Annotated in this window: 8 protein-coding genes and 2 pseudogenes; 6 read left to right on the top strand and 4 right to left on the bottom strand. The window is 43.6% G+C overall.

Annotation, left to right across the window (positions count from 1 at the left end):
- Nucleotides 1-168: 168 nt before the first annotated feature.
- A pseudogene (locus DP116_RS19370) lies at nucleotides 169-1187 on the top strand (IS630 family transposase); the annotation flags it as partial.
- A 248-nt stretch (nucleotides 1188-1435) separates the two neighbouring features.
- Here DP116_RS19370 and DP116_RS19375 read toward each other — a convergent pair.
- The 3 genes from DP116_RS19375 to DP116_RS19385 all read right to left on the bottom strand — a co-directional run bounded on the left by DP116_RS19375 (nucleotide 1436) and on the right by DP116_RS19385 (nucleotide 2516).
- The gene (locus tag DP116_RS19375) at nucleotides 1436-1618 is read right to left on the bottom strand and encodes a hypothetical protein (RefSeq protein ID WP_169156728.1); all 183 of its coding nucleotides are present in this window, start codon (nucleotides 1616-1618) and stop codon (nucleotides 1436-1438) included.
- Between the two features lies 1 nt (nucleotide 1619).
- A complete protein-coding gene (locus DP116_RS19380) occupies nucleotides 1620-1928 on the bottom strand; it encodes a hypothetical protein (protein WP_169156729.1) in 309 nt (102 codons plus the stop codon).
- Between the two features lie 432 nt (nucleotides 1929-2360).
- Nucleotides 2361-2516, bottom strand: coding sequence for a hypothetical protein (locus DP116_RS19385; RefSeq protein WP_211173387.1), 156 nt, complete (start codon nucleotides 2514-2516; stop codon nucleotides 2361-2363).
- Between the two features lie 353 nt (nucleotides 2517-2869).
- On the opposite strand from DP116_RS19385, the gene DP116_RS19390 reads away from it, so the two are divergent.
- From DP116_RS19390 to crtO, 3 genes and pseudogenes are all read left to right on the top strand, one after another.
- Complete coding sequence (locus DP116_RS19390) at nucleotides 2870-3622, top strand: LmeA family phospholipid-binding protein (protein WP_169156731.1); 753 nt, start codon at nucleotides 2870-2872, stop codon at nucleotides 3620-3622.
- 351 nt (nucleotides 3623-3973) lie between these two features.
- The gene (locus DP116_RS19395; RefSeq protein ID WP_211173388.1) at nucleotides 3974-5182 is read left to right on the top strand and encodes an MFS transporter; all 1209 of its coding nucleotides are present in this window, start codon (nucleotides 3974-3976) and stop codon (nucleotides 5180-5182) included.
- A 305-nt stretch (nucleotides 5183-5487) separates the two neighbouring features.
- Nucleotides 5488-7194 (top strand): annotated as a pseudogene (gene crtO / locus DP116_RS19400) (beta-carotene ketolase CrtO); the annotation flags it as partial.
- Nucleotides 7195-7326: 132 nt separating this feature from the next.
- Here crtO and ilvA read toward each other — a convergent pair.
- A complete protein-coding gene (gene ilvA, locus DP116_RS19405) occupies nucleotides 7327-8838 on the bottom strand; it encodes a threonine ammonia-lyase, biosynthetic (RefSeq protein WP_169156733.1) in 1512 nt (503 codons plus the stop codon).
- 690 nt (nucleotides 8839-9528) lie between these two features.
- On the opposite strand from ilvA, the gene DP116_RS19410 reads away from it, so the two are divergent.
- Both DP116_RS19410 and DP116_RS19415 read left to right on the top strand, forming a co-directional pair.
- Entirely contained in the window at nucleotides 9529-9969 is a 441-nt protein-coding gene (locus DP116_RS19410; protein WP_169156734.1) for a hypothetical protein, read from the top strand.
- A gap of 60 nt (nucleotides 9970-10029) precedes the next feature.
- On the top strand, nucleotides 10030-11442 hold a 1413-nt coding region (locus tag DP116_RS19415; protein ID WP_246275704.1), incomplete at its 3' end, for a tetratricopeptide repeat protein.

Raw genomic sequence — 11442 nt, forward strand, 5'->3', positions numbered from 1 at the left:
TTGTTAATAATTCTAATTCTAAATTTTCAGATATTTTTTGGCATTCGTCTAAATAATCTCTTATTTGTTGTAGAGAAATTATTTCATTTCTTTCATGAGAAGGAAGTTTTAAGTAATATGAAATCCGGATGTATACTTACTGTATAGCTGGGTTGCAATTATCTGCTCATGCCAAAACGAATTTCAATTGTCCAACATCATGAATTGGACGAGTTAGAAACACGCTATCGCCAATCAAAAGATTCTGTTGAACGAAGCCAGTATCAAATTGTATGGTTACTAGGAAGCGGCAAAACAACGTCGGAAGTTTCTGCGGTAACAGGATATTCTTTAAGGTGGATCAGAGTAATAGCGAAACGGTACAACGAATTGGCAGAGGCGGGGATCGGAGATAGGCGTCATCGAAACGCAGGAACAGAGCCATTATTGGATGAAGTATTACAAGCACAGCTATTGCAAGCAATGGAAACACCAGTCAGCGATGGCGGAATTTGGAACGGACCGAGAGTGGCTGGGTGGATGAGTCAAGTACTTGAGCGTCGAGTTCATCCTCAAAGAGGGTGGGAGTTTCTCAAGCGTTGGGAGCATCGTTTACGTGTGCCAAGACCGGAACATTACTGCTCTGACCGGATAGAACAACTTGAGTGGAAAAAAAACTGAATTTGAGGGTAGGCGAATTACACCAACAATATCCAGATGCGAAAATTGAGGTCTGGGCAATGGATGAGCAAATGCCTGCGGCAACGCTTCGCGAACGTGTTGGACTGAAGCCAGTTTTACGACGTATTTGGGTACCGTGGTGGGAGGTACCAACAGCACAGGTGCATTGGCGCTTTCAGTGGGTTTGGGTCTATGGTTTTGTTCATCCAGAATCTGGAGAAACATATTGGTGGGTTTTGCCGCGTGTCAATACTGAATTGTTTAACCAAGTTTTAGGAGATTTTGCTCGCGAGTTTGGTATTGGCGATGAGAAACACGTTCTGTTAACGGTTGACCGTGCCGGATGGCACGTCAGTCATGACGTTCAAATTCCACATGGTTTACACTTGGAGTTTTTACCACCATATTCACCTGAATTACAACCAGCAGAAAGACTGTGGACACTTACGAATGAACCAATTGCCAATCAGTACTTTTCTTCGATTGAGGAACTTGAAGACGCGATAGTCGCTCGTTGCCAAGTTCTGCTTCAAAAGCTTTGCTTTATTAGTGGATTAACCTGCTACCACTGGTGGCCTAGAACCGCCGCATACGATAACTAATCACCCGGATTTCATATCACCTCGTAAGCCAGCATAACTTGCCAACCGCCTGCATGGGGCGATCGCTCCTTGAACAAAGGCAAGCAATCTCAAAGACACCAGCAAATTGCGTCGCCTCAACGAGTAAATTGACAACCCCTCAACGGACTACTATAGACAAGTTCTCTTTTTCTTTATGAAGCTGCGCTAAATAAAGCTTCAAGAATGAAGTCGTAAGAGGTGAGAGAAACAATCACTTCTGGTGTAATAGTTTCTAGCGCCTCAGCTAATTTCTCACGCAGTTGAGCAAGGGTTTTACAATTCTCCGATCGTAGTTTGCTCTTGAGAAACTCCCAGAACCTCTCAATTGGGTTCAATTCACCGAGAGTGGGGAGGTTGGAAAATCGGTATAATATTTTCTGGACAATCAAGGGTTTTAACTGTGTGAAACGAGCCTTGGTCAAATTGGATAACTGCAACGTCCTCGCCAAGTTCTGCTGACAGCAACTCTAAAAACCTCTGAAAACAATCACTATCAAGATGGGAAAACTCGTAGAAAAAACTGTATCCGCTTAAAGGTTCAACGACACGATACAAGTAAAAATTATCACGTTGCCACTGACTCAAACCGATGGGTTTGACACCGGGAGCGGTAATTAAACGTCCCGTAATAGTCTTTAGTCCCAAGCGGGTTATCTCCTCTGAACATATATCTGAGTCGCTGACCTTCTCCAAATTCTTCTTGCAAGAATTTGAGTGCTAAAGGGAGTTTTTTTTAAAGTCAGACTGGCTGTGCGGATGCTGTTTCCGGCTTTTGGGACGAGGAACTTTTAGTTTGGCACCCGGCATAATAGCGAACAAGTTGATAAACCGTTTTGTAAGCAATCTTTAGTCCCAGTTCGTTCTAAGCGCCATTGTTGAATCTGACTGTAGCTGTGAAATCCTTGTGGTGAGGACAATCGCTGTTTCAACCGTTCCAAGTTTTCTCCACTAACTATAGATTCTTTACCAGGCGCATGTTTCACACATAGCAACCCACTTCGTCCCTCGTCTTTATACCTTCGTGAACCTTCGAGTTACGGTTGCTTGATCTGGTCCGAAATGTTTGGCGATACGCCTTTAGGCGTCTGCCCTTCGGGCAATCGCTTGCCGACTTGTGACTTGACCACTTTTAAGCCAGTAGAGCATTTGTAATCGCTCTTTGCTACTTGCCGTTGTCGCATATTTAACAGCTTTTTCCAATTCTTCAAGGCTTTCTTTAATCTCGACTTGCAATCTCAAACCCATCACGTTTAAACCAAACGCACCCTTATTTTTAATTTAGCGCAGCTTCATACAGAAATGGTATTACAAGTTCTTGTTGTTGGGTGTGGGCTTGGAATGGAATTTATTCGACCATAAGTCGTTTGCTAGAAACTAATGCAAAATAAGTATAACCTCATCTTTCTAAGAGGAGGTCTTCGGACAGCAAATATGATTCATTGGTTTGATGTCAGCTGACAAACACAATTCCTGAGCTAAATTCAGCAACACCAGATTTTTCTATCTTCTATATCCTGATGTAGATACTCTCCTCTGTTGTCGGCGTCACAATTAACAGTAACACGATGCCAGGAGAGAATTAATTCATGTCGCAAGAGCAACGCATAGAAGAACAAATGCTTTCGCATGAAGCCGAAAAGCAAGTTTCTCAACAGGTAGACAAAGTAGAAAAAGTAGACGTAGATGTACAAACCGACCTTCTGAAAATATTTCAGGGACAGGCAGATGGAGTTTCTTTTGAAGCTCAAGGACTAGTCAAGCAAGACATCCGTGTGCAGGAAATAAAACTACAGACAGATAGCATTGACATCAATCCATTGAGTGTTCTTTTTGGTCAAATAGAACTGAATCAACCAGTCAATACCACTGCTCGTATTGTACTTATAGAAGCAGATATTAACCACGCTTTGACTTCAAAGTTTGTTCGCAGCAAGATGCAAAACTTTGAGTTGAATGTAGATGGTGAAATTGTCGGTTTACAGCCACAGGAAATACAAATTCACCTATTAGATGGTGGCAAAATGGCATTTACGGGAAAAGTACTGCTCAAAGAAAAGGGGAATACTCGCTCAATAAGTTTCACAGCACAGGTTTGCCCACGTACTCAAGACAAACCCATAATGCTAGAAAATTTTAACTGCACTCACGGCGGAGAAGGTATTTCACTAGAAGTCGTTGTTGCTTTAATGCAGAAGGTAAAAGAACTAGTCAACTTACCATATTATGAATATGAGAAAACGGTGTTCCGCGTCAGAAATATGGATGTTGAAAAAGGTAATATGACACTTTTGGTAGATGCACGTCTCAAGCAAATTCCCTCATTGGATGATTTATCTTGAATCTTTAGTCATAAAAGGAATGTGAGATGCAAAAAATAGATAGTTTTTCAAAAGTAAATACGTTTGGATGGACTATACTCACTTGACTGCTGTACATAAACTATAGCAGTCCTAAATCATTAGTGAAACTCTTTTTTCTTCTCCTCTGCGCCACGCCAGGTGCTACAACGGGGGGAACCCCCGCAACGCACTGGCTCCTCTGGTTCTCTGCGGTTAATTCAATCAAAATCTTTTTCACAAATCAAATAGAATTGCTATAATTGCCCAAATAAAATTGTACTCAAAGAGATATAGACGCATCTTAATTTCAATGATGAAATGGCATTGGTTCAACTCAAATTGTAAAGATTTATGTACGAAAAGAGTAAAAAACCAAGCCAGAAAAGTTTATGGGCACTCGATTACTTAAACCTTTTTCTAGCTGATGTACGTGATGGAGTAGGACCATATCTAGCTATCTACTTGAAAGCTTCAGAAAATTGGAATCCAGCCAATATCGGGATTGCAATGTCTGCTTCAACTATTGCAACAGTGATTGCCCAAACACCAACAGGTGCGTTAGTAGACCGATTGCGTCAAAAACGAATGTTGATTGTGGTGGCTGCTGCAATTGTGTCTATTGGTTGCATCGCAATAGCCCTGTTCCCGAGTTTTCCAATAGTTATTGGTGGTCAAATTTTAATTGGTTTAGCAGCAGCAGTGTTTCCAGGTGCAATCGCCGCTATTACCCTAGGACTAGTCGGGCATGATCATTTAGACCGTCGAATTGGTCGCAATGAGTCGTTTAATCATGCAGGTAACGTACTTGCAGCGATTTTAGCTGGTTTAGTGGGTTCTTTTATTACCAGCAAAGGCATCTTTTTTCTGGTTGCAGCTATGGCGGTGGCTAGTGCAATCGCCGTTTTGAGAATTCGCGAAAAAGAGATTGACCACGAATTAGCGCGTGGTGCAAAAGATGAGGATGAGGACGTTTCAGAAGAACATCCACATCATCTCTCTGGGTTATCGCAGTTGTTCAGCGATCGCCGCATCCTTTTGTTCTGTCTTGCAGTGGTTCTGTTTCACTTTGCCAATGCCGCTATGTTACCACTTGTCGGTCAAAGACTCTCAGAAGGCAAAGCTGCAGGAGCTACACTTTATATGTCAGCTTGCATCATTGTTGCCCAGTTGGTGATGATTCCTTCTGCTAACTTGGCTGGTCGTTTTGCCCATGCTGAGCGAAAACCTATCTTTTTGTTTGGCTTTGCTGTTTTGCCAATTCGTGGTATACTTTACACTCTCACCAATAATCCTTATTTTTTGGTTTCTGTACAGATTTTAGATGGAGTTGCGGGCGGGATTTTTGGCGTGCTTTCAGTACTCATGGTTGCTGATTTAACTAAGGGCACGGGTCGGTTTAATGTCACACAAGGAGCGCTAAATACTGCTGTTGGTATAGGTGCATGTTTGAGTAATCTGCTAGCTGGGTTTGTGGTGCAAAAGGCTGGCTATAATGTTGCTTTTGTTGGGTTGGCTGCGATACGCCTTTGGCGTCTGCGCTTTGCGCAATCGCTCTCGTAGCAACTATCATTTTCTGGATGTTCGTCCCAGAAACCAAAGCTTCACATAAAGCACGGGCTTTCGTTTCAAACCACTATTCATGAAAAGTCTATGAATAACGACTGATTGCAAACGCCCAAGGTGTATTACATAAGCGACTAATTGCTCACTGTCTTCCTTCTATTACAATTAGTCAGTAGCCAGTCTTCTCTTAGCCAATTTTTCAGCCTAGGTCTTATCCTAAACCAGGATTTCTATAACTGCCGAAAGATGGAATTATTAGTAAAAATTTGTAACCTTGAAAACAAAGAGATAGATATAAGCACGAAGTTTCATCTATGCAAGAGTATGATGTTGTCATTATTGGAGCAGGACATAACGGATTAGTCTGTGCTGCTTATTTGCTGAAAGCTGGCTATAGCGTCCTGCTCTTGGAAAAGCGTTCTGTTCCCGGTGGTGCAGCAACAACAGAAGAATCTTTACCACAGGAAGCGCCTGGATTTAAGTTTAACTTGTGTGCAATTGACCACGAGTTTATTCACTTAGGACCAGTCGTACAAGAATTAGAACTGGAAAAATACGGCTTAAAATATCTGGAGTGTGATCCAGTTGTTTTCTGTCCTCATCCTGATGGAAAATACTTCTTAGGTCATAAATCAGTAGAAAAAACTTGTGCAGGAATCGCCCGTTATAATGAACGAGATGCCAAAAAATATGCAGAATTTACAGACTATTGGCAGAGGGCAATTGGTGCAATGATTCCCATGTTTAATGCACCGCCTAAATCTGTTTTAGATATTCTTGGCAACTACGACATTGCAAAGCTGAAAGATTTATTTTCAGTCATTGGTTCTCCTAATAAGACGCTGGACTTTATTCGCAATATGCTAACCAGCGCTGAGGATATTCTTAACGAGTGGTTTGATTCAGAATTTCTGAAAGCGCCTCTAGCAAGACTTGCATCAGAACTTGGTGCGCCTCCCTCCCAAAAAACCCTTGCTATTGGTGCAATTATGATGGCAATGCGCCATAATCCAGGCATGGCTAGACCCCGTGGCGGTACTGGTGCATTGGTACAAGCCTTGGTGAACTTGGTGACAAGTAAAGGTGGCGTTATCCTGACAGACCAGCAGGTTAAGAAAGTTTTGGTTGATAATGGTCATGCTGTTGGTGTGCAGGTGGCAAATGGCGTAGAATACCGTGCTAAGCACGCGGTGATCTCAAACATTGATGCCAAGCGACTATTTTTGCAATTCATAGATAACAGCGATGTAGATGCTGCTGATCCAAACTTACGGGAAAGATTAGAACGTCGGATTGTCAACAATAACGAAACTATCCTCAAGATAGACTTGGCTTTAAACGAACCACTGCGCTTTGAACATCACGAGCACAAGGACGAATACCTGATTGGATCTGTGTTGATAGCAGATTCTGTTACTCATGTAGAACAGGCTCATAGTAAATGTACTTTGGGAGAAATTCCAGATTCCGACCCCTCAATGTACGTAGTTGTGCCAACAATGTTAGATCCGTCGATGGCACCTCCTGGCAAGCATACCGCATGGATTGAGTTTTTCTCTCCGTATCAAGTTGCTGGTGCAGAAGGTACTGGTTTAAATGGTACAGGGTGGACGGACGAATTAAAGCACAAAGTCGCAGATAAGGTGATTGATAAGTTAGCAGACTACGCACCAAATGTGAAAAATGCAATCATTGCTCGTGCTGTAGAAAGTCCAGCGGAATTAGGAGAAAGATTAGGCGCGTATAAAGGAAATTACTACCATGTTGATATGACCTTGGATCAGATGGTATTTTTCCGTCCCTTACCAGAGATAGCGAACTACAAAACCCCAATTGAAGGTTTGTTCCTTACAGGTGCGGGAACTCATCCAGGTGGTTCGATTTCAGGAATGCCAGGACGCAACTGTGCGCGAGTCTTTTTGCAGCATAAGCACCCTATAGCACAGACGCTTAAGGATGCACGGGATTCGATTAAATCAACAGTTGAATCCGTGTTTAAGATTAACTAATACGCGCGTTGCATTCATACGTATTACCTCACCCTGCCCTGTCGGGCATCCCTCTCCGAATTCCGGAGAGGGAAAAATTTTAGGGGTTTTGCTCCTCAACTCAGCCCTACTCTTTTAAGCGTGAGCATTACCCTATCCTAAAAACAGCTTATATGCTGGATTCTGACTTTCATCCCAATAGCGGTAACCCAGCGTATCCAGAAATGCTTGCCATTGCTCCATCTCATGGGGAGGTACCTGCATCCCCACGACAATCCGCCCGTAGTCTGCGCCATTGTTGCGGTAGTGAAACAGGCTGATATTCCAATCAGGACTCATGGAACTGACAAACTTCATCAATGCACCAGGACGTTCAGGAAACTCAAAACGGTAAAGCAACTCATTATTAGCAAGGTGAGAGTGTCCACCAACCATATGCCGCAAATGCAATTTTGTTAGTTCGTCATCGGTTAAGTCAATGGTTTTGAACCCATGAGCTTCAAAGGTTTCAACCATCTTTGCTGCATCAGCACGGTTTTGAATTTGCACCCCCACGAAAATATGTGCCTCTTTTTCACCAGCAATGCGATAACTAAACTCGGTCAGATTCCGTTTGCCAATACATTCACAAAACTTGCGAAGACTACCCCGTTCCTCAGGAATCGCCACAGCAAAAATGGCTTCGCGGCGTTCACCCAACTCTGCTCGTTCAGCAACAAAGCGGAGGCGATCAAAGTTCATGTTAGCACCGCAAGCAACGGCAATTAACGTTTGTCCCTGGATTTGTTCTCGTTCGACGTAAGCCTTTGCACCGGCGATCGCCAATGCACCCGCTGGTTCCATAATCGAGCGCGTATCCTCAAACACGTCTTTAATCGCAGCACAAGTGTCATCTGTATCAACTAAAATGATGTCATCCACATATTCCTGACACAGATGGAAAGTTTCTTCTCCGACTTCCCGCACCGCTACCCCATCAGCAAATAAGCCTACTTGAGGTAAGCGCACCCGTCTCCCTGCTTTGAGCGATTGATGCATAGCATCAGCATCCACTGGTTCAACGCCAATAATTTTAATTTCAGGACGTAAGCGTTTTACATATGCTGCAATCCCAGAAATCAATCCACCACCGCCAATCGCCACAAAAATAGCGTGGATAGGTTGCTGATATTGTCGCAGAATTTCCATGCCGATTGTTCCTTGTCCGGCAATCACATACGGATCATCAAAGGGATGAATAAAAGTCATACCTTTTTCTGCCTCTAGTTGACGGGCTAAGGCATAGGCATCATCGTAAGTATCCCCATGCAAAACTACCTCCCCCCCTCTGGCTCTGACTGCATCTATCTTCACCTGAGGTGTCGTTACCGGCATAACAATAATTGCTCGTGTTCCGATATGACGGGCAGCAAGAGCAACGCCCTGGGCATGGTTTCCAGCAGACGCAGCAATGACACCCTGTTCCAGCAAATCCGGCGGTAGTTGCGCCATCTTGTTATAAGCACCCCGCAGCTTGAAGGAAAAGACTGACTGCATATCTTCCCGCTTGAGTAGGAGTTTATTATTCAGTCGTGCGGATAGATTGGGAGCATAATCCAAGGGCGTTTCCTGAGCAACATCGTACACGCGGGCAGTCAGGATTTGTACAAGGTAGTCGCAAAGCATGGGCGTCAACAGGTTGGTAAATGCCGGATGGATGATAATTTTACCGCCAAACTTGTCAGCATGACATACAGGACTTAGGCAACGAGATCCAGCAGTTGTGGGAGGGTGTAGGGGGGTAAGGGGGTAAGGGTGTAGGGGTGTAATACCAAATCCGTTTTTATAACCCCTCGTTACCCCTGGGGATTGGAAATCGCGGCTATACAAACGAAGTCCGCCTGCGCGGACTAAATTATAAATGGGGTATAAGACGCGGATTTAGTATAAGGGGAAAACGCGCGGGTGTATAGAAGTTAAAAGCTAAAAGGCAAAAGAAAAATTTCTTTGTCCTTACTTTATGGTTTCTACTTTTTAAAGGTCTAAAAAAAGAAGATTGCCATATCAGGAACTGTACTTATCCACGGTGTAGTTACTTGTGGTTTGGAAAAACTTGCACTAAGACCTTCCTATTAAACAAAATCTGCTTTTTGGACGGTTCATCGTACCACGAAAAGCAGATTTTTTTTTAAAATATTCAGAATTATGAACCTCACCCTCGCTTGAATCGGCGCTAAAATCTTTCCCTCTCCTTAATAAGGAGAGGGATGCCCGACAGGGCAGGGTGAGGTTCCGAACTTACTAGTAATTTTCCGAAATCTTTCAAGATAAAGTGGTAGATATAACTAAATGTCATCTTGGTTTCGGGGCTAGTTTATGGAACCTGCAACACTCACAGCAGCGGCGATCGCCACCCTAGCATTTAGCAAAGCTATCGAAAAAACCGCAGAAACACTGACTGCAAGCGTATTAAATAAATTAAACAATCTGCGCGAGAAAATTTTTCATAGGTTCAAGGATACTCAGAAATTAAAGGATACGCTAGCAAAAGCCCAGAAAGAAGGCTCAAAGGCAGATGTTGATTTAATTGCTGCTTATTTGCAGGTAGCAATGGACACAGATGATAAATTTGCTCAAGATATTCAACAGCTTGCTCAGGAAATTAACCAAGAAATTAATATTGGTAATATTGAAGGGCGGAATGTTCAGAATGTTTATGGTGGCGAAGCTTTTCAGTCTAATGATGCGAATGCTCCCACTTTTCAAGGCGGCAGTGGTCACAACATAACCTTTAACTACAATAATCCCAATTCTTGACTGCAGTCGTCCGAATGGGAACGGGCAAAGTTAAATCCCCCTACTGGAATACCAGAGAATTTGCCCAAGAATAGGGCGACGAAATTTGTCGGGCGAGAAGAGGAACTGCAACAGCTACACCAACTTTTGCAGGAAAATGACCGCGTGGCAATAGCCGCCATTTCTGGTATGGGTGGAGTGGGGAAAACAGAACTGGCGCTGCAATATGCAAATACTCACCGCGAAACTTACCAAGGTGGAATTTGCTGGTTACTCCCGAAAGCTGCGGATGTGGGATTGCAGTTAGTGCAGTTTGCGCGTATTCACCTTAACTTAAACCCACCAGAAATATCGCCGGATTTTGATTTACACGCGCAACTCGCATACTGCTGGCGGCGTTGGCGTGAGGGTGAGGTGCTGCTGATTTTAGATGATGTCGCGAAATACAAAGAAATTAAACCGTATCTCCCAACCTCATCTTCCCGGTTTAAGGTGTTGATGACAACAAGAGCGCACTTTGGGCAAATTCCGAAATTATCATTAGGTGTGCTGCAACCAGAAGCGGCGCTGGAGTTATTACGAACACTCATTGGTGCAGAACGAGTTGATGAAGAAATTGCACAAGCAGAATCTTTGTGTGCATGGCTGGGATATTTACCTTTGGGGTTAGAATTAGTCGGGCGGTATCTTGCACGCAAAGAAGATTTGTCTCTAGAAGAAATGTTGCGGAGGTTGGAGAAAAAGAGATTAGAACAACCTGCCCTTGTGAAGTCAGAAGACGACATGACAGCACAACTGGGTGTGCAAGCAGCGTTTGACTTGAGTTGGCAGGAATTAAACAACACGGATAAGCAACTGGCGTGTTTGCTGAGTTTATTTGCACCTGCACCAATACCTTGGCAGTTGGTAGAACTGTGCTTACCCGATGTAGATGCAGAAGAGTTAGAGGAAAGTCGGGATGATAAGCTGCTGAATTTGCATTTGCTACAGCGTAAGGAAAAGGGAATTTATCAACTGCATCCACTGCTGAGGGAATTTTTTCAAGCGAAGTTGACAGAGTTAGATCCCCCCAACCCCCCTTATCAAGGGGGGGATCTCAAACAAGCTTTTGCCACAGCAATGATAGCTGTTGCTAAGAATATTCCTGAAAACGCCACGCGTGAACAAGTTACCGTTATTTCTCCCGCAATACCTCATTTGGCAGAAGTCGCCAACAATCTTATTCAATGTGTCAGGGATGAGGATTTAATTTGGGCTTTCGTTGGTAATGCCTTATTCTACAATAGTCAGGGATTGTATGATCAAGCAGAACCTTGGTATAAGCAATGTCTAGAAGTTACTAAAAAACGCCTGGGAGATGAACATCCCGATGTCGCAACTAGCCTCAACAACCTGGCTAATCTCTACGACTCCCAAGGAAGATACGCAGATGCTGAACCACTGTACCTACAAGCATTGGAACTAAGGCGACGCCTGCTGGGAGATGAACATCCC

This window comes from Brasilonema bromeliae SPC951 (genome assembly GCF_012912135.1).
In the GTDB taxonomy this organism is placed as follows: domain Bacteria; phylum Cyanobacteriota; class Cyanobacteriia; order Cyanobacteriales; family Nostocaceae; genus Brasilonema; species Brasilonema bromeliae.